Genomic DNA, 22,562 nt, shown 5'->3' with positions numbered 1-22,562 from the left:
GCGGTCAGCGGGTGACGACCGGTACGAGGGTGAGGTAGACGAGGCCGAGGATGCCGCGGTACGTCAGCCAGCGCGCCCGGTGCCGGTCGACGCGTTCGCGGGTCTCGGCGGCCAGCGGATGGTCGGGGTGCTCGGCGAGCCACACCTCCACGTCCGCCTGATAGGCCGACTCGAACTCCTCCCACTCGTCCATGCTCGCCGTCTCGATCCACTCCGGCCGGAACCCGGCCTCGATCGCGAGGTCGACGAGGGTCGCGAGATCGTGGTGATGGGTGGTGGAGGCGCCCGGCCACATGCCGGACAGTTCGGCGGGGGTCGGGGTGCGCTGCCAGAAGCCCTCGCCGAGCAGCACCCGGCCGCGGTCGGAGACCAGGCCGCGCAGTGCGCGCAGGGCCTCGGGGAGGTGGGCCGGCGGCTCGGCCGCGCTGAGGGCATGACTCGCGCCGACACAGAGGACCAGGTCGGCGGGGCCGCGCGGGGTTCCCACCGCGGACTCCTCGACAAACTCGACCCGCCGCGCGAGCCCGCGGGCCACGGCGAGGCGGCGCCCCCGCTCCAGATCCCGGGCACGGACATCGACGCCGACCCCGGTCGCCCCTGGCGCGGCGGCCAGCACGCGCAGCATCAGCTCGCCCCAGCCGCAGCCGAGGTCGAGCACGGTCGTGGGCGCGGTCCCGGCGAGCCGCTCGACCAGCTTGTCCGCCCGCGCCTCGGAGAGCGGGCCGTGGAAGGTCAGCCGGGTGAGGCTGGGCGGGCCGTCAAGCTCCGGAAGGCTCGTATCGGCGGCGGTCTGGGCGTCAGTCATGGCGGGCACGCTACTTTCCAGGGCCGCCGCCCGACACCGAATAACCCGGGCCTCCGCAATAACGGGGAGCCGGGCGCCCTACGGCGTCACCGTGAAGTTCCGCAGGATCGCCGCCGTCAGGTCCGGGTCGCCCTCCGTCTTCACCCGGTCCGCGACCGCCTCCGGCGTCACCCGGCCGCAGGCCAGGCGGACGTACGTCTCCCAGTCGAGGGTGAGGGTGGCGGCGGGGCCGAGTGCGGGAGCCGTCTCCAGGGTGCCGCGGCCCTGGATGTCGACGCGGATCGTGCGCAGGAACTCGACGGGGCCGTGAACGTCGAAGACGATCGCCGAACTGCGGGGAGCCCCGGCCTTGTTCGCGACGATGCCCGGGAGGGCGGCCAGCAGGACGTCACGGGTGACCTGCGCGCCGGGGGAGTCGAGGTTGCCGGGCCGGCCGACGGCGACGCGCAGGTCCTGCTCGTGCACCCACACGTCGAACGCGTGGCCCCGCATGGCCTCCTCGAGGGTGAGCTCGGTGCCCAGCGGCCCGCGCACCTTCGTACCGGGGTCGCGCGACTCGTTGCGCAGCTGCCGGTTGCGGCGAATGATCGTGTACTCCAGCTCGGAGGTCATCTCGGGCGCCGTGTGGTGCCGGCGGACGTCGACCTGCATCTCCATGTAGCGCTGGTGGTCGCTCGTGACGTGGAACAGGTCGCGCGGCAGCGTGTGGATGGGGCGCGGGTCGCCGAGCATCTCGCAGTCGAGGCCGATGACATGCGAGACGACGTCACGCACGGACCAGGCCGGGCAGGGGGTCCGCCGGTTCCAGTCGGCCTCCACAAGCGGCTGCACCAGCTCGGATATCGCTTCGATGGAGTGGGTCCAGGCGTCGGCGTAGGGCTGGAGGGTGGGATGCAGACTCACGGAACGGGACCCCTCGGCGGTCGGGACACGGGCAGGTTGTGGCGGCATTGCCAGTGGGCGGTGGCTGCGGTCGGCGGGCGTCTTGAGACGCTAAGTTACGCTGCTGTGAGGCACCCCGGCAGTGCTTTCGTGTGACGATCGTAGGCCCGTGTGGACGGCTCGAATGCCAGGACGGTGGTAGTGTGCGCGCCTCTCTGCTCCAGATCGCCGTAGACGAGGGCGAATCGGTCGATTCGCGCCGGCGCCGGGTCGCCTCGCTCGTTCGGGAACAGGCCGGTGCCGATCTCGTCGTGCTGCCCGAGCTGTGGACCACCGGGGCGTTCGCCTACCAGGAGTTCGCCCGGGAGGCCGAGCCGCTCGAGGGGCCGACGCACGAGGCCATGGCGAAGGCCGCGAGCGACGCGGGCGTGTGGCTGCATGCGGGCTCGATTCCGGAGCGGGGCGAATCCGACGGCGTCCCGGCCGCGGGCGAGGGGCCGCTGTACAACACGTCGCTCGTCTTCTCTCCTTCCGGTGATCTGGTCGCCGCCTACCGCAAGATCCACCGCTTCGGCTTCGACAAGGGCGAGGCCGTGCTGATGGGGGCGGGCGACGAGCTGGTGACGGTCCGCATGCCGGGTGTGACGACGCTCGGTCTGGCGACCTGCTACGACCTCCGTTTTCCCGAACTCTTCCGTGGGCTCGTCGACGCCGGTGCCGAGACCTTTGTGATCCCGGCGGGCTGGCCGGAGCGCAGGCGCTCCCACTGGACGCTGCTGGCTCAGGCGCGGGCGGTGGAGAACCAGGCGTTCGTCCTCGCGTGTGGAACGGCCGGGACGCATGCGGGAGTGCCGCAGGCCGGTCACTCGATCGTGGTCGATCCGTGGGGAACGGTCCTGGCGGAGGCCGGCCGCGGCGAGGAGGTCCTCCATGTGGAGCTCGACGACGGCAAGGTGGCTCAGACCCGGGAGCAGTTCCCGGCCCTGAAGGACCGCGTGCTCGGTCTCGCGACGCCGCTCCACCGCCGTTAGTCGTCCTCCTCGCGTTCCTTCTCCGCCAGGTGGATCACGCACACCGTCACCGCGATCAGCAACGCCGGATCCGCGTCGTCCCGGACGACTTCCACGCCGTACGTGTCCCGGACGTGCAGCCACCGCCGGGAGATGACGGCGAGCAGCTCACCGTCGTACTCGACGGCGAACTCGCGGTCGGCGATCTTGCCGCTGACGTCGAGCACCGTGCCGTCCACCAAGGTCACCCGATAGTGGTTGCGCAGTAGCGACAGCCGTTTCCGCCTGATCCGCGCGAGCGGCTCGCCGTCCCGTTCGATGAGCATCGTGTCCCGCAGGGCGAACATCTTCTGACGGATGTCGATCAGTACCCGTCCCTGGGTGTCCTTCAGCTCGAAGGTGTCCCGCAGCCGGATCGCCTTGCCGTCGACGAGGAACACCTTGTTGCCGTGGTCGTCCTCGATCCAGTAGTCGTCACCGAAGGAGAGGAGCCGGTCGCGTACGAGGAATCTCATGACATGACCGGTTCCCCGCCGGCCGGCCCGAAACGCCGCTGGTAGGCCGACGGGCTGAGCCCGGTCTCCCGGCGCAGCCGCTCCCGCAGGTTGGCCGCCGTCCCCAGCCCGCTCCGCGCGGCCACCACCTCCAGCCGTTCCTCCCCGCGCTCGATCAGCCGGCACGCCAGCGCCACCCGCTCCCCGGTCAGCCATGCCAGCGGCGTCGTGCCGAGCTGGGCGCGGAACCGCCGGTGCAGCGTGGCCGGGGACACCGCCGCCCACGCCGCCAGGTCCGCGACCGTGAGCGGCTCGCCGAGCCGTTCCTGCGCCCATGCCAGCAGTGGCCCCAGGGACTCGTCCCGCACCTGCGGAACCGGCCGCTCCACGAACTGCCGCTGACCGCCGTCCCGGTGCGCGGCGAACACCAGGCGCCGGGACACCGCATTCGCGATCTCGGCGCCATGGTCCCGGCGCCAGATGTACAGCCCGAGGTCGAGCGCGGCCGCGCTGCCGGCGGCGGTGAGGATGTCGCCCTCGTCGACGAAGAGCACGTCGGGCTCCAGGACCACCTTCGGGTGCAGCTCCCGGAAGGAGTCCGCCCAGCGCCAGTGGGTGGTGGCCCGGCGCCCGTCGAGCAGCCCGGCCTCGGCGAGCGCGAAAGTGCCCGTGCAGAAACTCACGACACGTGCCCCGCGCGCGTGGGCCCGCCTGATGGCGTCGAGGACGGCGGCGCCGCGAGGTACGACGTTGTCGGGCCGACCTGGAACGACGAGGGTGTCGGCCTCGTCCACGGCCGCCAGGCCGGGCACCCCGGTCAGCGTGAAGAAGCCGTGATTCATACGGATCCCGGGCGTGGGCGTGCACAGGGTCACCTCGTACAGCGGACCCGGCAGACCGAGCTCCGGCCTGGGCAGACCGAACAGCTCGGTCGCGACGCCCACCTCGAACGGGTTGGTGCCGTCGTCGACGATGACCGCGACGCGGTGCGGACGGGTTGGCTGAGAGGATCCTTGCGCCATATGCGATTCCTAGCACTCGTCCAGGTGCGCCACTACGGCCGACGATGGCCTCATGGAACCCATCGCCCTGGGCAAGGCCCTCGCATCCTTCACCGACCAGTGGAGCCCCCGCATCGTCACCGCCGTCAACGACTACGACGTCCGTGTCGCGAAGGTCGAGGGGGAGCACGTCTGGCACGTGCACGACCACACCGACGAGTTCTTCCTCGTCCTCGACGGTGAACTGCACATCGCCCTGCGCGAGGCGGCCGGCGAGCGCACGGTCGTCCTCCCCAAGGGCTCGGTGTTCACCGTTCCGCGCGGCACGGAACACAAGCCGTACGCCCCCGTCCCGACCGCGATCCTCCTCTTCGAACCCACCGGCACCCTCACCGTCGGCGACCACCACGACGCCGTCCCCGACCACGTGGATGCGACGACGGGGCACGCGCTGGGGTGATTGTCAGTGGCGGGTGGCACTCTTGATCCATGACCGATTCCTCCCCGGGCCCGACTCGCCGCCGTGCCCGTGTCCGTGCCCCCGAGCTGATCGGCAAGGGTGGCTGGCTGAACACGGGCGGGAAGCAGTACGGCCTCGCCGACCTGCGCGGACGTATCGTCCTCCTCGATTTCTGGACGTTCTGCTGTGTGAACTGCCTGCACGTCCTGGACGAGCTGCGGGAGCTGGAGGACAAGCACCGGGACACGGTGGTCGTCATCGGGGTGCACTCGCCGAAGTTCGTGCATGAGGCGGAGCATCAGGCGGTGATCGACGCCGTCGAGCGGTACGGCGTCGAGCATCCCGTGCTCGACGACCCCGAGCTCGCGACCTGGAAGCAGTACGCGGTGCGGGCCTGGCCGACGCTCGTGGTGATCGACCCCGAGGGGTATGTCGTTGCGCAGCACGCCGGTGAGGGGCATGTGCACGCCATCGAGCAGCTGGTGACCGAGCTGGAGGCGGAGCATGCCGCGAAGGGCACGCTGCGGCGCGGGGACGGGCCGTACGTGGCGCCGGAGCCGGAGCCGGCGGTGTTGCGGTTCCCGGGGAAGGCGCTGCTGCTGCCGAGCGGGAACTTCCTGGTCAGCGACACGACACGGCATCAGCTCGTGGAGCTGGAGGCCGATGGTGAGTCCGTTGTACGGCGCATCGGGTCCGGTGTCCGCGGCCTCTCCGACGGCACGGCGGACACGGCCACCTTCAACGAGCCGCAGGGTCTCGCCCTCCTCGACGACGGCTCGGTCGTTGTCGCCGACACCGTGAACCACGCCCTCCGGCGGCTGGACCTCACATCCGGTGAGGTCACGACCCTCGCGGGCACCGGCAGGCAGTGGATGCAGGGCGACGCCACGTCCGGCCCCGGCCGCGAGGTGAACCTCTCCTCTCCCTGGGACGTCGCCTGGTGGCAGGGCAGGGTCTGGATCGCCATGGCCGGCGTCCACCAGCTGTGGACGTACGACCCCGCCGCCGGCAGCGTCTCCGTCGCCGCCGGCACCACCAACGAGGGTCTCGTGGACGGCCCCGGCGCGGAGGCCTGGTTCGCGCAGCCGTCCGGCCTCGCGGCCACGCCCGACCGGCTGTGGCTCGCCGACTCCGAGACGTCGGCGCTGCGCTGGGTCGACCCCGACGGCACCGTCCACACCGCCGTCGGCACCGGCCTGTTCGACTTCGGTCACCGCGACGGCGCCGCCGAACAGGCCCTGTTCCAGCACCCGTTGGGCGTGACCGCGCTCCCCGACGGATCGGTCGCCGTCAGCGACACCTACAACCACGCCCTGCGCCGCTACGACCCCGCCACCGGCGAAGTGACGACGCCGGCCACGGATCTGCGCGAGCCGAGCGACGCGGTACTGGTCGGCGACGACATCGTGGTCGTCGAGTCGGCCCGTCACCGCCTGACCCGGCTGCGCCTCCCGGAGGAGGCGGTCCGCGTCGAGGCGGTCGTGCACCGCACCCAGCGCGCGGCCACCGATGTCGCCCCCGGGCGTCTGAGGCTGGACGTGATCTTCCAGGCCCCGGCGGGCCAGAAGCTCGACACCCGGTACGGCCCCTCGACCCGCCTGCTGGTCTCGTCCACACCTCCCGAACTGCTGGTGGACGGTGAGGGTGCGGGAACCGATCTCTCCCGCGCCCTGGAGCTCAACCCCGCGGTCCCGGAGGGCGTCCTGCACGTCTCCGCGATGGCGGCGTCCTGCGACGACGACCCTTCCAACGAGTACCCCGCCTGCCACGTCCACCAGCAGGACTGGGGCGTCCCGGTCCGTCTCACCGAGACGGGAACGGACCGCCTGCCGCTGGTCCTGGCCGGCTTGGACGCCTGACCCTGCGGGCGCTCACACGCCGTACCCGTCGCTGTACCCGTCCCGCCGATGGTGGTGCCGCTCCTCCACGACCGGTGTCGCGGGTGGCATCACCACTCGCCTGCGCCGGGCGATGCTGCTGAAGGTCGTCACGCCGATCAGGCCCACGATCATCAGGATCACGCCGACCAGGTCGAGGTTGACCCCCTCCATGTCCCAGTCGGTAGCGAACGTGAGGATGGCTCCCACGGCGATGAGGATGATGCACCCGCCGAGGCCCATGAGTTGTCGCCTCCCTGTCCGGTCCAGTCGTTCCGGTCGGGGGCGGGTACCCGAGGCTCCACCGGACATGCGGGTGGGGAATGTGACCTGGGGATCCGGCTGCTGCGGCCTCACCCCTCCAAGAACGCCACCAACGAGTTCGCCAGCAGATAGGGATCCTCCACCCCGCACAACTCCCGCGCGCTGTGCATCGACAGGATCGCCACCCCGATGTCCACCGTCCTGATGCCATGCCGCGCCGCCGTGATCGGGCCGATCGTCGTGCCGCAGGGCATGGAGTTGTTGGAGACGAAGGACTGGAACGGGACGTTCGCCTTCTCACAGACCGCCGCCCAGACCGCGCGGCCCGAACCGTCGGTCGCGTAGCGGTTGTTGACGTTGACCTTCAGGATCGGCCCGCCGTTGACGCGCGGGTGGTGCGTCGGGTCGTGGCGCTCCGCGTAGTTGGGGTGGACCGCGTGGCCCGTGTCGGAGGACAGGCAGACCGTTCCCGCAAACGCCCTCGCCCGGTCCTCGTACGACCCTCCTCGCGCGAACACCGAACGCTCCAGCACGCCGCCGAGCAGCGGCCCGTCCGCGCCGGTGTCCGACTGGGAGCCGTTCTCCTCGTGGTCGAAGGCCGCCAGGACCGGGATGTACGGCAGCCCCCCACCGCCCGTGGCCACCGCGGTCAGTGCCGCGACGCCCGCGTGCACCGACAGCAGGTTGTCCATGCGCGGGCCCGCCACCAGCTCCTTGTCCCGGCCCAGGTACGCCGGCGGCTCCACGGAGTGCACCATCAGGTCCCAGCCGGTGACCTCGCCCGCCGGGATCCCGGACTCGGACTCCAGGAAGGCGATGAGGTCGCCGTCGCGGACGTCGTTGCCGAGGCCCCAGATCGGCTGGAGGTGGCGCTGCTTGTCGAGCTTGAGGCCCTCCGACGACACCGAGCGGTCCAGGTGGATCGCGAGCTGGGGGACGCGCAGGAGCGGGCGGTCGATGTTCACCAGGCGGGTCGTGCCGTCGCGCAGGGTGAGGCGGCCGGCCAGGCCCAGGTCGCGGTCCAGCCAGGAGTTCAGGAGCGGGCCGCCGTAGATCTCGACCGCCACCTGCCGCCAGCCGTGCGCCCCTGTGTCGGGCAGCGGCTTGACCCGCAGGTTGGGCGAGTCGGTGTGCGCGCCGACGATGCGGAACGGCGTGTGCGGGGCCGCGCCCTCGGGGACGTACCACGCCACGATCGCGCCACCGCGCAGCACGAACCTGCCGCCGCTCCCCGCGGCGGAAGCCGCTGATGTCACCGCGTCCCAGGCGTCCGTCTCCGCGACCTGCCGGAAGCCGGCCTTCTCCAGGCGCTCGGCGGCGTTCGCCACGGCGTGGTACGGCGAGGGGCTCGCCGCCAGGAAGGACATGAGGTCGTCGGTGTGACCGCGATCGAAGCGGAAAGGTTCGCTCATGGATTCACCTTAACGACGTACGAGGGCCCCCTCCCGGCAAAGGGGAGCGGGCCCTCGTGAGGAAGGTGTGGACGGGGACTAGAACGCGGCCTCGTCCAGCTCCATCAGGTCCAGGCCGACGTTCTCCGACAGCTTGCGGGCCAGCGTCACGCCGGGCAGCACGGTGGCCGCGAAGAACTTCGCCGCCGCGATCTTGCCGGTGTAGAACGCCTTGTCCTTGGCGGAGGCGTTCGGCAGCTTCTCGGCGGCGATCGCGGCGCCCTTCAGCAGCAGGTAGCCGACGATCACGTCGCCGGAGGCCATCAGCAGGCGGGTGGTGTTCAGGCCCACCTTGTAGATGTTCTTGACGTCCTGCTCGGTGGCGGCGAGGTCGGTCAGCATCAGACCGACGATCGCCTCCAGCTCGACGGCCGCCTTGGCCAGCTGCTCGCGGGCGCCTGCCAGCTCCTCGCCGCCGGTACCGAGGGCGAGGAACTTCTTGATGTCCTCGGCGAGGGAGTTCAGCGCGGCGCCCTGGTTGCGGACGATCTTCCGGAAGAAGAAGTCCTGGCCCTGGATCGCCGTGGTGCCCTCGTACAGGGTGTCGATCTTGGAGTCGCGGATGTACTGCTCGATCGGGTACTCCTGCAGGAAGCCGGAGCCGCCGAAGGTCTGCAGCGACTGGGCGAGCTGCTCGTAGCCCTTCTCGGAGCCGTAGCCCTTGACGATCGGCAGGAGGAGGTCGTTGAGCGCGTGCTCCGTCGACGCGTCCTCGCCCGCCGCCTCCTTGACCGCGATCGCGTCCTGGACGGAGGCCGTGTAGAGGACGAGGGCGCGCATGCCCTCGGCGTACGCCTTCTGCGTCATCAGCGAGCGGCGCACGTCGGGGTGGTGCGTGATGGTGACCTTGGGCGCGGTCTTGTCCATGAAGTTCGCCAGGTCGGGGCCCTGGACGCGCTCCTTGGCGTACTCGAGGGCGTTGAGGTAGCCCGTCGAGAGCGTGGAGATCGCCTTCGTGCCGACCATCATGCGGGCGAACTCGATGATGCGGAACATCTGGCGGATGCCGTCGTGCTTGTCGCCGATCAGCCAGCCCTTGGCGGGGTGCTGGTCGCCGAACGTCATCTCGCAGGTGTTGGAGGCCTTCAGGCCCATCTTGTGCTCGACGTTGGTGGCGTAGACGCCGTTGCGCTCGCCCAGCTCGCCGGTCTCGAAGTCGAAGAGGTACTTCGGGACGAGGAAGAGGGACAGGCCCTTGGTGCCCGGACCGGCACCTTCCGGCCGCGCGAGCACGTAGTGGAGGATGTTCTCCGACATGTCGTGCTCACCGGACGTGATGAAGCGCTTCACGCCCTCGATGTGCCAGGAGCCGTCCTCCTGCTGGACCGCCTTGGTGCGCCCGGCGCCCACGTCGGAACCCGCGTCGGGCTCGGTGAGGACCATCGTCGAGCCCCACTGCTTCTCGACGGCGATCTGCGCGATCTGCTTCTGGACCTCGTTGCCCTCGTCGAAGAGGATCCCGGCGAATGCCGGGCCCGAGGAGTACATCCACACGGCCGGGTTGGCGCCCAGGATCAGCTCCGCGTACGACCAGATCAGCGACGGGGGAGCCGTCGTACCACCGATGGCCTCGGGCAGGCCGAGGCGCCAGTACTCGGAGTCCATGAAGGCCTGGTAGCTCTTCTTGAACGTCTCCGGGACCGGAGCGGTGTTGGTCTCCGGGTCGAAGACCGGCGGGTTGCGGTCGGCGTCCGCGAAGGACTCGGCCAGCTCGTTCTCCGCGAGCCGGGTGAGCTCGTCGAGGATGCTCTTGGCGGTGTCGACGTCCATCTCCTCGAACGGGCCCGTGCCGTACAGCTTGTCGCGCCCGAGTACTTCGAAGAGGTTGAACTCGATGTCGCGGAGATTCGACTTGTAGTGCCCCATGGCGACGGCTCCGTAGAGAGATCGGCGAGGCACTGGATCCTCGCGCTAGTTCACGTACCAACAAGTAGCTACGATGATGCTACCCGCCAGTAATAAGACGCAACCCCGATCCCGTCATCTGTGACGGGTCACACCGGCACCGTGAGCGTCGCCGTGTAGCCCTTCTCGACGCTGCCCGTCACCGTGGCCAGCTGCTGGTCGTGGCCGTCGCTGAAGATGTTGTCCGTCTCCAGCGAGAGCCGACCGAGGTTCTGCACGCTCTGGCTGTAGCCGTCCGTGGCGTACACCGTGTCGCAGACGTCCTTCGGCAGCGCGAGCTGGGAGGTGTTCGTGATCGAGGTGGCGGCGGTGGCGTCGTCCAGGCTTCCGTAGACCTCGAAGTGGATGTGCGGCCAGCGGCCCGGGTAGCAGGCCGGGAAGATGCTCCTGAACGTGACCTGGCCCTTGTCGTCGGTCTCCTGGACGCCGCGCAGATAGTTCTCGTCGGTGACGCCCTCGGAGTACAGGGAGTAGTTGCCGTCCCGGTCGCAGTGCCAGAGGTAGACGGCGGCGCCCTGCTTCGGGGTACCGCAGCCGGAGGCGGCGTCGACGACGGTGAGCGTGATGGCCAGGGGCACGCCCTCGGCGGTGCCGCCGGCCGAGTCGCCGAAGCTGGAGGTGATGTCGCTGCGGACGACGCCGCTCTCCTTCAGGACGTTCACCCCGTTCGAGCCGTCGCCGGGGTAGGGGCCGGCGGTCTCGTTCGGGATGGTCGCGCACTCGGCGGACGAGGAGGACGAGGAGGAAGAGGAGCTTCCGGCGGAGGCGGCCGAGGAGGACGAAGGGGAGGACGCCGAGGTCTCCTCTTCCGAGCTGCAGCCCACCAGCGGGATCAGGCTCGCGCCCGCCATCAGCCGGATCATGCGGCGGCGGGCGAGGACGGGAAGGTCGTACGAGAGCCCTCTGTCGTGCTCGTGGACCTCGTCGTCGTGGTGTCGGTGCATGGCTGTCTCCTTGCTGGTGTGGTGCCGCTTCCGGTGCTCCCCTCGGCGCGACCGACGCTATGAGTGGCAGCTGTGGGAAGCCAGGGCGACGGCTGTCAAGTCGCTGTCGAGTCACTGTCGGTTTGCCGGGGCACCCGTACCGGCCCGCCGTCCCGGCCGCTCTCGGTACGCTTGCGCCCATGTACGGCTACGACCAGAACGTCGGTGCCCAGCAGGGCTACGTCCCCCCGCAGCAGATGCCCGGCGGGTACGGACAGCAGCAGGCGCCGCTGTACCCCGAGCCGTCCCCGCCCTCGCTCGCGGACGCGGTGCGTGCCTTCACCACCGGGCAGATGTCCGCGGAGGACTTCCAGCAGGTCTTCGCGACGTCGAAGGTCTACTGCCCGCGCGGTGACAACCCCGGCTTCCTCGCCCTGCACAACACCCAGCAGCCGGTGATCCCGATGTTCAGCTCGCTGAAGGAGCTGCGCCGGTACGCGGGCAAGGAGTCCAAGTACTTCGTGATCACCGGCGCAGAGGTGATCGACCTGCTGCCGACCGGCTACGGCTTCGTCCTCGACATGGAGGGCGAGCACCGGATGGTCTTCGACGCGAAGGCGGTCGAGGAGATGGTCGATTTCGCGATGCGGCGGATGTACGGCTAGTCGACGTCCGGCGGTCCGGAAACCCCTCCCTGATTGTCACAGCCATGCCATAGGCTGCCCCCGGCTGCCGCGCCCCGTGCGTCACCGCGTTTCCGCGTTTCCGCCGGGTGCCGCGCGGCGCTTTCGTCTCCCGGTGAACACCGGGTTCTTCTGTGGGGGTTCCATCACTGTGCGCATGCGCAGCACTTCGACCGCGACGGCGCTCGCGGTCCTCTTCAGCTCGGCGGCCCTGACCGTCGTGTCGGCCGGCTCCGCGTCGGCCGCCTCCGCCGTGGTCGGCTCGCCCGGCGGCATCGTCGTGGACGGCGCCCTGCAGCGTGTCTTCGTCGGTGACAGCACGGCCGGGGCGATCGTGGCCGCCGACTACTCCGGCACCGTCGTCGACGAGGTGAGCGGCATCGGAGCGATCTCCGACCTGGCGCTGTCCGACGACGGCAGCACCCTGTACGCGGCGGCGCCCGACCTGCACGAGATCGTGGCCCTCGATCCGGCCACTCTCGACGTCAAGCACCGCTACACCGTCGCCACCAACACCGGCCCGCGGTACGTGGCCTTCGCCGGCGGCAAGGTCTGGTTCTCGTACGGCGATCAGTGGGACGGCGACCTCGGTACGGTCGACCCGGCCGTGGACCCGGCGAGCGGGGCCGACCCGGTGGCGCTCGGGCAGTACTCGAACAAGGTCTGGGGCCAGGCGCTCCTCGACACCGACCCGAACAACCCCGGTCTCCTGGCCGTCGGCGAGACCGGCCTGTCCACGGACTCGATGGCAGTCCTCGACGTGTCCGGCGGTACCGCGCAGCAGGTGGCCTGGCACAACGGCGACTACACGCTGAACGACGGCATCGGGGACATCGACCTGGTGCCCGGCGCCGCGCAGGTGCTGGTCAACGGCCAGGACCGGGACGCCTACGCGGACGGCAGGTTCACACCCGCCGGTTCCTATCCGTCCGGCCAGCGCGCCGACATCGCCACGAACGGGCTGGTCGCCCAGGTGACCGGCGGCAAGGTGGCGGTGTACAAGCCGAACACCACAGCGCCGCTGCGCACGTACACCACCAGCAGTTACGGCACGGGCGACCTGGCCTGGTCCCCGGACTCTGCGCGGGTCTTCGCCCTGGTCGGCACCGGCAGCGGCTACACCCTCAAGGCGCTCACCGACCCGACGCTCAACGTCCCCACCCTTACGGTCAACGCCCCGGCCACGGCCACCCGCGCCAAGCAGCTCACCGTCACCGGCAAGCTGTCGGCGACGGTGCCCCTGCCGAGCGGGGTCAAGCTGGCGGTCACCCGCACCGACCTGGAGAGCCCCAACGGCAAGGCGCTCCCGGCCGTCACCGTGAAGGCCGACGGCACCTACTCCTTCACGGACACCCCGCCGGCCGGCGGCAAGGTCACGTACAAGGTCTCCTACGCGGGCGACGCAGAGCACATGGCGGTCAGCGCCTCCGACAACGTCGAGGTCTCCCGCGCCTCGACCGCGCTGAGCCTGAACAACAACGGCAAGCTCTACAACTACGGCACCGATGTCCGGTTCACCGCGCACCTCGGTACGACGTACAAGAACCGCTCGGTGGAGATCTGGGCCAACCCGTACGGCGCCGACCGGCCCGACAAGCGGATCAAGGTCGGGCAGGTCGACTCCGGCGGCAACATCTCCGCCTGGGTGGACATGACCCGGGACACCATCGTCACCGCGGTCTTCAAGGGCGACGCCCGTTACAAGCCGAAGACCGTGAAGGTCACGGCGTACGCCCGGGTCAAGGTCTCCACCGCCGTCTCCCGGCACTACAAGACGGGCAAGATCGGCTCGACCACGTACTACTGGTTCCACAAGAACACCGACCCGCTGCTCACGACGACGATGACCTACTACCCGGGCCGTCAGCAGCGCTTCGACCTGCAGGTCTACTACAACGGCTCCTGGCACTCGGCGGGCTCGCAGTACTTCGCGCTCGGTACGAACGGCAAGTCGGCCGTGTCCCTGGAGGCGCCGGGCGAGTCGGGCATCCGGGCGCGGATGCGCTCGGTGTACGTCAACGGCTCGTCCGGCGACAACGTGAACTCCACGACGTACGGCTCGTGGAAGTACCTGTACTTCAGCAACTGACGCAACTGACGCAACTGACGCCACTGACGACGCACCGTGCAGCGGCGCAGGCCCGGAGGGAATGTCCTCCGGGCCTTCGGCGTTTCGGGTGGCGGGAAGTTCAATATTCAACTAGACTCGAAGCACAAGGAGGTACCGACATGCCTGCAGTGACCGTCGAGAACCCGCTGACGCTGCCCCGCGTGACCGCGCCGGCCGACGCCGTGGCACGCCCCGTGCTCGCCGTGACGACCGCGCCGAGCGGTTTCGAAGGTGAGGGCTTCCCGGTGCGCCGGGCGTTCGCCGGGATCAACTACCGCCACCTGGACCCGTTCATCATGATGGATCAGATGGGTGAGGTGGAGTATCAGCCTGGGGAGCCGAAAGGGACCCCGTGGCATCCGCACCGCGGCTTCGAGACCGTCACCTACATCATCGACGGGATCTTCGATCACCAGGACTCCAATGGTGGTGGCGGCACCATCACCAATGGCGACACGCAGTGGATGACGGCGGGCGCGGGCCTGCTGCACATCGAGGCGCCGCCGGAGCACCTGGTCATGTCCGGCGGTCTCTTCCACGGTCTGCAGCTGTGGGTGAACCTGCCGGCCAAGGACAAGATGATGCCTCCGCGTTACCAGGACATCCGCGGCGGCAGCGTTCAGCTGCTCACCTCCCCCGACGGCGGCGCGCTGCTCCGTGTCATCGCCGGTGAGCTGGACGGCCACCAGGGCCCCGGTGCCACGCACACGCCGATCACGATGATCCACGCGACGCTTGCACCGGGCGCGGAGATCACCCTGCCGTGGCGCGAGGACTTCAACGGCCTGGCGTACGTGATGGCGGGCAAGGGTGCGGTCGGTGCGGAGCGCCGCCCGATCCACCTGGGCCAGACGGCGGTCTTCGGCGCCGGCTCCTCGCTGACCGTCCGCGCGGACGAGCAGCAGGATTCGAACACGCCGGACCTCGAGATCGTCCTGCTGGGCGGTCAGCCGATCCGCGAACCGATGGCGCACTACGGCCCGTTCGTGATGAACACCCGCGACGAGCTCCAGCAGGCCTTCGAGGACTTCCAGAAGGGCCGCCTGGGCACGATCCCGGCCGTGCACGGCATGACGGAGAGCGGACCGAAGGGCTGATCCTCAGCCGGTTGCTGACGCCATGTCACCCGGGCGGGCTGTTCGCGCAGGACAGTCCGCCCGGGGCGTGATCATCTGGATGGGTGCAGCTGCTTCCCGACCCCGTGCGACGGCTTGCCGCCTGGTGTGCCGTCATCCTGCTCGTCGCCGGGGTGGTGTACGTCGGGATCCTGCTGTGCGCCCATCTGCGGGCGGCCGTGGTGCCGGTGCTGCTGGCGCTGCTCGGCACCGCGCTGCTCGGGCCCTTCCACCGGCGGCTCGTCAAGGCCCGGGTCAACCGGTCCGTCGCCGCCGGGCTCACCTGTGTCGCAGTCGTGGCGGTGGTCGGCGGGGCCGTGTACATCGTCGTCGCGGCGCTGATCGACAGCGGGGACCAGATCATCGCCTCGCTCAGGGACGCGGCGCGGGGGCTCGCCGAGCACTTCGGGGCGGCCGGGACCTCGCTGGACGACATGGCGGCCAACGCGCGGGAACTGCTGGGCAGGTTCGGCGGGACGGCCGCCTCCGGGGTCATCAGCGGGGTGAGCGTCGTCGGCGAGACCATCGCCATCGCCGTACTGGCGCTGCTGCTGGTCTTCTTCTTCCTACGGGACTCCGACCGGGCCACCGGCACCCTGCGCGCGCTCGCCCCGCACGGGACCGCCGACACCCTGGAGGCCATGGCACGGCGCGCCTACCGGGCCGTCGAGGGGTTCATGCGCGGGACCACCTTCATCGCCTTCATCGACGCCGTGTGCATCACCGTCGGCCTGCTGATCCTGGACGTGCCGGGCGCCGTGGGGCTGGGGGCGCTGGTCTTCGTCGGCGCCTACATCCCCTACCTCGGCGCCTTCATCTCCGGGGCGGTCGCCGTGCTGGTCGCGCTCGCCGACCGGGGCTTCGTCATCGCGCTGTGGGTGCTCGGGGTGGTGCTCGCCGTGCAGGTGCTGGAGGGGCATGTGCTCCAGCCGATGATCCAGAGCCGGACGGTACGTATGCATCCGGCGGCGGTCATGCTGGCCATCACCGCGGGCGCGTCCGTTGCCGGAATCCTCGGGATGCTGCTGGCGGTACCGCTCACCGCCGCCGCCTTCGGGGTACTGCACGAGCTGCGGGCGCGTTACGAAACGCCGCCCGAACCGGAGCAGTTGGAGACCTAGCATGCACGATCACACGGGCGGCACACCGGCCGCCGTCGTAGAGGCCGCGTTCCGGTACTACCGGGCGCAGGACCGCGAGGCGGCCGTTCTCCTCTACGCCGACGAGTTCACCTTCACCAGCCCGCAGGACGACCACATCGACAAGGACGCGTTCTTCGAGCGGTGCTTTCCCACCGCCTACCGGGTCAGGCAGCAGCGGCTGCTGAAGGTGACCCCCGCGGATCCGGAGCTCGTGTTCGCGTACTACGAGTACGAGCTCCCCACGGGCGAGAGGTACCGCAACGTGGAGGCGATCACCGTACGCGACGGGCTCATCCGGGAGGTGCGGGTCTTCTTCGGCGGCCGGGAGTGACTCAGGCGGGTTGCCCGTCGGACTCGTACACCTCGAACCAGGTGCTCTTGCCCTCGCCCCGCGGGTCCACTCCCCACGCGTCCGCCAGCATCTCGATCAGCATCAGCCCCCGCCCGGAGGACGCCAGCTCCCCGGGCCGGCGCTTGTGCGGCAGGTCGTCGCTCGCGTCGGTGACCTCCACCCGCATCCGCCGCCCGGCCGGCCCCCCGGTGACCTCGGCGACCAGGAGCGCGTCGGCGTCGGTGTGCACGAGGACGTTGGTGAGCATCTCGGACAGCAGCAGCACCGCGGTGTCCACCTGGTCGGCCGAGGCCCAGTCGTGCAGAAGGTCCCGCAGCTCCTGCCGGGCCACGGCGACGCGTTCCGGCTCGTCCTGGGCGACGGTGAGCATTGTGCGGCGCACGGCCGGCCGCCGGTCGGTCACGGTGTCGCCGTAGCTGTATTCATCGCCCTGCCGGGACAGCAGCAGCACGGCGATGTCGTCCTCGCGCCGGTCGGCCAGCGGGCCGGCGGTGTGGTGGGAGGACGGCCCGTGCACGGCCTGGAGCAGGGCGTCGGCGAGTTCCTCCAGTTCGTCGCCCTTGTGCTCCTCGAGGACCGTCCGGATGCGCACCCAGCCCGACTCCAGATCGTGCCCGCCGGTCTCGATGAGGCCGTCGGTGCAGATCATCATGGTCTCGCCCGGTTCCAGGACGAACCGCGTGGTGGGGTAGTCGGCGTCCGGGTCGATGCCGAGCGGCAGCCCGCCGGCCGTCGGTCGTTTCAGCACCGTGCCGTCCGCCAGCCGGATCGCCGGGTCCGGGTGCCCGGCGCGGGCGATGTCCAGGACGCCGGTCGCGGGGTCGGCCTCGACGTAGAGGCAGGTCGCGAAGCGCAGGTCGGCGGGGTCCTCGTCGACGGTGGAGATGCCGTGCAGGAAGCGGGAGGCGCGCGAGAGCACGGCGTCCGGGCGGTGGCCCTCGGCCGCGTACGCCCGCAGCGCTATCCGCAGCTGGCCCATCAGGCCGGCCGCCCGCACGTCATGCCCCTGCACATCGCCGATGACGAGGGCGAAGCGCCCGTTGGGCAGCGGGATCATGTCGTACCAGTCGCCGCCGACCTGGAGTCCGCCGCCGGTGGGGATGTAGCGGGCGGCGACGCTCATGCCGGGGATCTCGGGGCCCAGCGTGGGCAGCATGGAGCGCTGCAGGCCGTCGGTGAGCTCCCGCTCCGACTCGGCGGCGCCGGCCCGGCCGAGGGCCTGGGCGAGCATACGGGCGACCGTCGTCAGCACGGATCGTTCGTCCGGGGTGAACGCCACCGGATAGGCGAAGCCCGCCATCCAGGCGCCCATGGTGCGTCCGGCGAAGCTCAGGGGCAGGAACGCCCAGGACTGGCGGCCGAACTGCTCGGCGAGCGGCCAGGTGAGCGGATAGCGGGACTTGTACTCCTCGGGTGAGGAGAGGTAGACGGCCCGGCCGGTGCGCACCACCTCGGCCGCCGGATAGTCGGTCTCCACCGGCATGTGCGTGAAGCGTTTCTCGTCGCCGGGCCGGTAGCCGTGGTGGCCGATGACCGTCAGCCGGTCGGCCTCCACGCCGAACACCGCGAGCCCGTCCGGTGAGAAACCGGGCATCGACAGTCCGGCCGCGACCCGCAGCACCTCCTCCGTGGACCGCGCCTCGGCCAGCGCCCGGCCCGCGTCCAGCAGGAACGCCTCCCGGGAGCGCCGCCAGTCGCCGGTGACCGCACGGCGCCCCGCGGGTGTGCCCGGCGACGGGTCGGTGACCTCCTGGAGGGTGCCGATCAGCTGGTACGCCCGGCGCTCGGGGTCGAAGCTCGGTTTGGAGCGGCTGCGCACGGTGCGGATCACCCGGCCCCGCTCGTCCATGATCCGCACCCGCACCTCGGCGAGCGTCCGCTCGGCGACGGCGAGACCGATGACGCTGACGATCTCGTTCCAGTCGACCGGGTGGAGGCGTGCCCGGGCCTGGGATTCGGTCAGAGTCGACTGTTCGGGGGGCAGCCCGAGCAGCCGAGCGGCCTCGGCGTCCACGGTGACCAGCTTCGTGGCGGTGTCCCAGTGCCACAGGCCGGTCGCGAGGGCGGCGAGGACCTGCCCCACAGCGGGAAGGGGCTCACCAATGCGCATTGGCCCACTCTAAGAAGAGGTGAATGAACGGTGCCACTGGTGTCGCACGTGCCTAATGGTGAGGAGGCCGTCACGGGTGGCCGGTACCCTGGGGAGAAGTTTCACGTGAAACACGCCCCGATCCGCGAAGACTGGATGAACGACGATGCATCGGTACAGGTCCCACACCTGCGGCGAGCTCCGCGCCTCTGACGTCGGCACCGACGTCCGGCTGAGTGGCTGGCTGCACAATCGGCGCGACCTGGGCGGCATCCTCTTCATCGATCTGCGCGACCACTACGGCATCACGCAGCTCGTCGCCCGCCCCAACACGGTCGCCTACGAGGCGCTGGACAAGCTCTCCAAGGAGACCGTCGTACGGGTCGACGGCAAGGTCGTCTCCCGCGGCACCGAGAACATCAACCCCGATCTGCCGACCGGCGAGATCGAGATCGAGGTCGGCGAGGTGGAGGTGCTGGGCGCCGCCGCCCCGCTCCCCTTCACGATCAACACCGAGGACGGAGTCAACGAGGAGCGGCGCCTGGAGTACCGCTTCCTGGACCTGCGCCGCGAGCGCATGCACCGCAACATCATGCTGCGTACGGCGGTCATCTCGGCGATCCGGCACAAGATGACGGCGCTGGGCTTCAACGAGATGGCGACCCCGATCCTCAGCGCCACCTCCCCGGAGGGCGCCCGCGACTTCGTCGTGCCCTCCCGCCTCCACCCGGGCAAGTTCTACGCGCTGCCGCAGGCCCCGCAGCAGTTCAAGCAGCTGCTGATGATCTCCGGCTTCGACCGTTACTTCCAGATCGCGCCCTGCTTCCGCGACGAGGACGCCCGCGCCGACCGCTCGCCGGGCGAGTTCTACCAGCTCGACATCGAGATGTCCTTCGTCGAGCAGGAAGACGTCTTCCAGCCCGTCGAGAAGCTGATGACGGAGCTGTTCGAGGAGTTCGGCAACGGCCGTCACGTGACGTCCCCGTTCCCGCGGATCCCGTTCCGCGAGGCGATGCTGAAGTACGGCTCCGACAAGCCGGACCTGCGGGCCCAGCTGGAGCTCGTCGACATCACCGACGTCTTCGAGGGCTCGGAGTTCAAGGCGTTCGCAGGCAAGCACGTGCGCGCGCTGCCGGTGCCGGACGTCTCCGCGCAGCCCCGCAAGTTCTTCGACCAGCTCGGTGACTTCGCCGTCTCGCTCGGCGCCAAGGGCCTGGCCTGGGTGCGCGTGGCCGAGGACGGCTCGCTGACCGGCCCGATCGCGAAGTTCCTCACCGAGGAGAACGTCGCCGAGCTGACCAAGCGCCTGTCCCTGGCCGCCGGTCACGCCGTGTTCTTCGGCGCGGGTGAGTTCGACGAGGTCTCCAAGATCATGGGCGCGGTGCGGGTCGAGGCCGCCAAGCGGGCCGGGCACTTCGAGGAGGGCGTCTTCCGGTTCTGCTGGATCGTCGACTTCCCGATGTACGAGAAGGACGAGGAGACCGGCGCGATCGACTTCTCGCACAACCCGTTCTCCATGCCGCAGGGCGGCCTGGAGGCCCTGGAGACCCAGGACCCGCTGGACATCCTGGGCTGGCAGTACGACATCGTCTGCAACGGCGTCGAGCTGTCCTCCGGCGCGATCCGGAACCACGAGCCCGAGATCATGCTGAAGGCCTTCGAGATCGCGGGCTACGACCGGGAGACCGTCGAGGACAAGTTCGCCGGCATGCTGCGCGCGTTCCGCTTCGGCGCCCCGCCGCACGGCGGCATCGCGCCCGGCGTCGACCGCATCGTCATGCTGCTCGCCGACGAGCCGAACATCCGCGAGACCATCGCCTTCCCGCTCAACGGCAACGCCCAGGACCTGATGATGGGCGCGCCGACCGAGCTGGAGGAGGCACGGCTGAAGGAGCTGCACCTGTCGGTGCGCAAGCCGCAGCCGAAGTAGTCCTGTTGAGCGCGGGTGGCCCGGAACCGACGTCGGTTCCGGGCCACTTTCGTATGCAGGGCTCTCACCCAGCCCTTACTCATGGTGCTGACAGGTGCGCTCGCTGGCGTCCCGCCTCGATCTCCTCGTCGTCCCGCTCCTCGATTCCCACACGCCGGCTGTCGCCGGTCACAGTCGCACCCGCTCAGTGCTGCTCGCCGGTCCTGTTCCCATAGCGCGGCAGGTTGTCGGTCGAGATGGTCCAGTCGCCGATGGTGACGTCCTCGCCGTAGACGAAGTCCTTGCGGGTCGCGTAGCGGGGGCCCTCGGGGGTGGCGTTCTTCGGCGTCTCCTCCAGCGTCTTGACGATGACCCGCTCGACATCGGCGTCGGTGATCTTCCGCGGGACGCCGGGCCTGGGTTCGTCGCACAGGCCGTCCAGCCCACGCTCAAGGAAACGCCGCCGCCAGGTGCGGACCGTGTCCGGAGTGATCCGCAGCCGGCGCGACACCTCCATGATCGAATGGCCCTCGGCGCATTCCAGTACGATCCGCGACCGCTGGGCCAGCGCCTGAGCCGTCGTGCGGCGACGCACCCAGCCTTCCAGCACGGCCCGCTGGGCATCAGTCACCGACAACGGCGGAATCTTCGGACCCGGACGACTCATACAGAACCAACGACGAATCTCCGACTCAGATCACTAGGCGGCCTCCGGGAGATCGGATCGGCAGTCGCGGCAGCGGCCGGGGGCGGGGGCACGGAAGGGGCGGTCGCAGCCGTCGCAGGTCTGGAACGGGTGTCTGGGCTCCGGGGCCGGTGGCGCCGAGGGCCGGAACGGTGGCAAGGGCGGGAGCTGTGCAGCCAGGCGGTGGGCGAGGAAGGCGGCCGGGCGGATCAGTGGTTCCGTCGGCAGGTTCTCGGTCAGGGCGTGGCGTACGGCGGTGGGGGTGAGGTCGCGTTCCAGCCAGGAGGCGACGCCCGGGGCGAGGTGCTCGGCGTCCGTGGCGGAGAGGAGGAGGCGGGGGTCGTGGCGGCGGAGGCCGGCGAGGACGTCTACGGCTGTCTGGAGGAGGGCGGGGGAGGTGTACGAGGGCTGCGGTACGGCGGGGAGGCGCTTGCGGGGAGGTGGCTTGTCCGGTGCCGTGCGTCGGGCGGGCCTGGTGGAGGTTTCGTCCGGGGCAGTTCGGTGTCCGGGCTTGTTGCAGGAGACCGTGCGGGTGACGATCCGGCCGCTGGGGGTGCGTTCGCGGGTGCGCCGCAGGTAGCCGTGGGCTTCGAGTTCACGCAGGGCGGCGGCGATGCGGGTGGGGCCCTCGGGGAAGCGGTCGGCGAGGGTCTTGATGTCGACGGCGGTACCCGGTCGCACCGACTGGATGTAGCACGCCAGCCCGATGGCGAGCAGGGAGAGCTCCTGGTGCTGGATGAGGTAGTTGCCGATCACCGTGAAGTTCTCGGTGTGGCGGGCGTTGTCGTGGACGACGCCGGAGTGTGGCCGCGCGTGGGGGTGGTTTTTGCCCGGGATGCGGGACTGGGCGCGCGGGGGCGCGCTAGGGTTTTCGGTGTCCATCAGGAAGGGCCTAACTTCCTCGGTGGTCAGGCCCCCGCACTGGGATCGCTAGTCCCGGCGGGGGCCGTCGCATGTCTGCGGTTGTGTCTTGTCGCGGTGAGCGTAAGGCAGGCAACCAGTCCCGAATCCAGCCGAGTTGGGCATATTCACCCAGGCGAGTGAGTTTGCCCGGCGGGAGGGAGGGGTGGGGCTTGGTGGGGTGCTTTCTCCCCAGTGGGCAGTGCATAGGGAGCGCAGGTCGGGCCGGAGTGTGGGGCGCCAGGCTTCGGTGGTGGAGGTCTGGAGAGTCCGGGTGCAGCTCCGGTACCCGGTGTGCTGTACTGGGAGACAAGGCGGGCCCCCGCACCGGACCGGGAAGAATCCAGGCGGAGGCCCGGGCTCAGCAAGAGCGTGTCGGATGTCCCCACTGGGTATGGGGACATCCGGCTACCTGCTGAGCCACCAGAGCAGCCACCTCCTCGCGCACTTCGCCGCCCGCTCCGGCAGGAGCTGGATCAGACGCATGACGAGAGTCGGTTTCTGC

The 22,562-nt window shown here is 70.1% G+C and carries 19 protein-coding genes and 2 pseudogenes; 9 read left to right on the top strand and 12 right to left on the bottom strand.

Annotated elements, in window-relative coordinates:
- Positions 1 to 4 precede the first annotated feature (4 nt).
- Both ACKTSN_RS23150 and ACKTSN_RS23145 read right to left on the bottom strand, forming a co-directional pair.
- On the bottom strand, positions 5 to 805 hold the full coding sequence (locus ACKTSN_RS23150; protein WP_409470869.1) for an SAM-dependent methyltransferase: 801 nt from the start codon (positions 803 to 805) through the stop codon (positions 5 to 7).
- 78 nt (positions 806 to 883) lie between these two features.
- A complete protein-coding gene (locus ACKTSN_RS23145) occupies positions 884 to 1,708 on the bottom strand; it encodes a maleylpyruvate isomerase family mycothiol-dependent enzyme (RefSeq protein WP_409470868.1) in 825 nt (274 codons plus the stop codon).
- A 182-nt stretch (positions 1,709 to 1,890) separates the two neighbouring features.
- On the opposite strand from ACKTSN_RS23145, the gene ACKTSN_RS23140 reads away from it, so the two are divergent.
- Positions 1,891 to 2,718: a carbon-nitrogen family hydrolase gene (locus tag ACKTSN_RS23140; protein ID WP_409470867.1), complete on the top strand. Its 828-nt coding sequence runs from the start codon at positions 1,891 to 1,893 to the stop codon at positions 2,716 to 2,718.
- Here the strand turns inward: ACKTSN_RS23140 and ACKTSN_RS23135 are convergent.
- Positions 2,715 to 3,212: an LURP-one-related/scramblase family protein gene (locus tag ACKTSN_RS23135; RefSeq protein ID WP_409470866.1), complete on the bottom strand. Its 498-nt coding sequence runs from the start codon at positions 3,210 to 3,212 to the stop codon at positions 2,715 to 2,717. The two genes, ACKTSN_RS23140 and ACKTSN_RS23135, sit on opposite strands and share 4 nt — an antisense overlap.
- A complete protein-coding gene (locus tag ACKTSN_RS23130) occupies positions 3,209 to 4,213 on the bottom strand; it encodes a GlxA family transcriptional regulator (RefSeq protein WP_409470865.1) in 1,005 nt (334 codons plus the stop codon). The genes ACKTSN_RS23135 and ACKTSN_RS23130 overlap by 4 nt, the downstream gene beginning before the upstream one ends.
- 52 nt (positions 4,214 to 4,265) lie before the next feature.
- On the opposite strand from ACKTSN_RS23130, the gene ACKTSN_RS23125 reads away from it, so the two are divergent.
- A complete protein-coding gene (locus ACKTSN_RS23125) occupies positions 4,266 to 4,652 on the top strand; it encodes a cupin domain-containing protein (protein WP_385511616.1) in 387 nt (128 codons plus the stop codon).
- A 29-nt stretch (positions 4,653 to 4,681) separates the two neighbouring features.
- On the top strand, positions 4,682 to 6,511 hold the full coding sequence (locus ACKTSN_RS23120) for an NHL domain-containing thioredoxin family protein (RefSeq protein WP_409470864.1): 1,830 nt from the start codon (positions 4,682 to 4,684) through the stop codon (positions 6,509 to 6,511).
- Positions 6,512 to 6,523: 12 nt separating this feature from the next.
- Here ACKTSN_RS23120 and ACKTSN_RS23115 read toward each other — a convergent pair whose 3' ends face one another.
- The 4 genes from ACKTSN_RS23115 to ACKTSN_RS23100 all read right to left on the bottom strand — a co-directional run bounded on the left by ACKTSN_RS23115 (position 6,524) and on the right by ACKTSN_RS23100 (position 11,093).
- Positions 6,524 to 6,772 (bottom strand): DUF6458 family protein, encoded by a 249-nt coding sequence (locus ACKTSN_RS23115; RefSeq protein WP_409470863.1) that lies wholly within the window; start codon positions 6,770 to 6,772, stop codon positions 6,524 to 6,526.
- A gap of 110 nt (positions 6,773 to 6,882) precedes the next feature.
- Positions 6,883 to 8,205: a M18 family aminopeptidase gene (locus tag ACKTSN_RS23110; RefSeq protein ID WP_409470862.1), complete on the bottom strand. Its 1,323-nt coding sequence runs from the start codon at positions 8,203 to 8,205 to the stop codon at positions 6,883 to 6,885.
- Positions 8,206 to 8,283: 78 nt separating this feature from the next.
- The gene (locus tag ACKTSN_RS23105) at positions 8,284 to 10,110 is read right to left on the bottom strand and encodes an acyl-CoA dehydrogenase (protein ID WP_409470861.1); all 1,827 of its coding nucleotides are present in this window, start codon (positions 10,108 to 10,110) and stop codon (positions 8,284 to 8,286) included.
- Between the two features lie 128 nt (positions 10,111 to 10,238).
- Positions 10,239 to 11,093: an intradiol ring-cleavage dioxygenase gene (locus ACKTSN_RS23100; protein WP_409470860.1), complete on the bottom strand. Its 855-nt coding sequence runs from the start codon at positions 11,091 to 11,093 to the stop codon at positions 10,239 to 10,241.
- A 179-nt stretch (positions 11,094 to 11,272) separates the two neighbouring features.
- On the opposite strand from ACKTSN_RS23100, the gene ACKTSN_RS23095 reads away from it, so the two are divergent.
- From ACKTSN_RS23095 to ACKTSN_RS23075, 5 genes are all read left to right on the top strand, one after another.
- A complete protein-coding gene (locus ACKTSN_RS23095; RefSeq protein WP_409470859.1) occupies positions 11,273 to 11,737 on the top strand; it encodes an SseB family protein in 465 nt (154 codons plus the stop codon).
- A gap of 175 nt (positions 11,738 to 11,912) precedes the next feature.
- A complete protein-coding gene (locus tag ACKTSN_RS23090) occupies positions 11,913 to 13,844 on the top strand; it encodes a YncE family protein (RefSeq protein WP_409470858.1) in 1,932 nt (643 codons plus the stop codon).
- A gap of 140 nt (positions 13,845 to 13,984) precedes the next feature.
- Entirely contained in the window at positions 13,985 to 14,962 is a 978-nt protein-coding gene (locus ACKTSN_RS23085; protein ID WP_409470857.1) for a pirin family protein, read from the top strand.
- Between the two features lie 83 nt (positions 14,963 to 15,045).
- A complete protein-coding gene (locus ACKTSN_RS23080; RefSeq protein ID WP_409470856.1) occupies positions 15,046 to 16,101 on the top strand; it encodes an AI-2E family transporter in 1,056 nt (351 codons plus the stop codon).
- A 1-nt stretch (position 16,102) separates the two neighbouring features.
- Entirely contained in the window at positions 16,103 to 16,453 is a 351-nt protein-coding gene (locus ACKTSN_RS23075) for a nuclear transport factor 2 family protein (RefSeq protein WP_409470855.1), read from the top strand.
- A 1-nt stretch (position 16,454) separates the two neighbouring features.
- Here ACKTSN_RS23075 and ACKTSN_RS23070 read toward each other — a convergent pair whose 3' ends face one another.
- The gene (locus ACKTSN_RS23070; protein ID WP_409470854.1) at positions 16,455 to 18,584 is read right to left on the bottom strand and encodes a SpoIIE family protein phosphatase; all 2,130 of its coding nucleotides are present in this window, start codon (positions 18,582 to 18,584) and stop codon (positions 16,455 to 16,457) included.
- Positions 18,585 to 18,729: 145 nt separating this feature from the next.
- Here ACKTSN_RS23070 and aspS point away from each other — a divergent pair, with 145 nt between their 5' ends.
- Complete coding sequence (gene aspS / locus ACKTSN_RS23065) at positions 18,730 to 20,493, top strand: aspartate--tRNA ligase (protein ID WP_409470853.1); 1,764 nt, start codon at positions 18,730 to 18,732, stop codon at positions 20,491 to 20,493.
- Between the two features lie 184 nt (positions 20,494 to 20,677).
- On the opposite strand, the pseudogene ACKTSN_RS23060 reads toward aspS, so the two are convergent.
- The 3 genes and pseudogenes from ACKTSN_RS23060 to ACKTSN_RS23050 form a co-directional block, all read right to left on the bottom strand.
- A pseudogene (locus ACKTSN_RS23060) lies at positions 20,678 to 20,812 on the bottom strand (Uma2 family endonuclease); the annotation flags it as partial.
- Between the two features lie 15 nt (positions 20,813 to 20,827).
- Positions 20,828 to 21,139: pseudogene (locus tag ACKTSN_RS23055) on the bottom strand (helix-turn-helix domain-containing protein); the annotation flags it as partial.
- Positions 21,140 to 21,172: 33 nt separating this feature from the next.
- Positions 21,173 to 22,039: a helix-turn-helix domain-containing protein gene (locus ACKTSN_RS23050; protein ID WP_409470852.1), complete on the bottom strand. Its 867-nt coding sequence runs from the start codon at positions 22,037 to 22,039 to the stop codon at positions 21,173 to 21,175.
- Between the last annotated feature and the right edge of the window lie 523 nt (positions 22,040 to 22,562).

The sequence above is a fragment of the Streptomyces flavusporus genome (assembly GCF_046267975.1).
Classification (GTDB): domain Bacteria; phylum Actinomycetota; class Actinomycetes; order Streptomycetales; family Streptomycetaceae; genus Streptomyces; species Streptomyces flavusporus.
The sequence above is the reverse complement of the archived record's forward strand: the minus strand, read 5'-3'. Positions and strand labels throughout refer to the sequence as shown.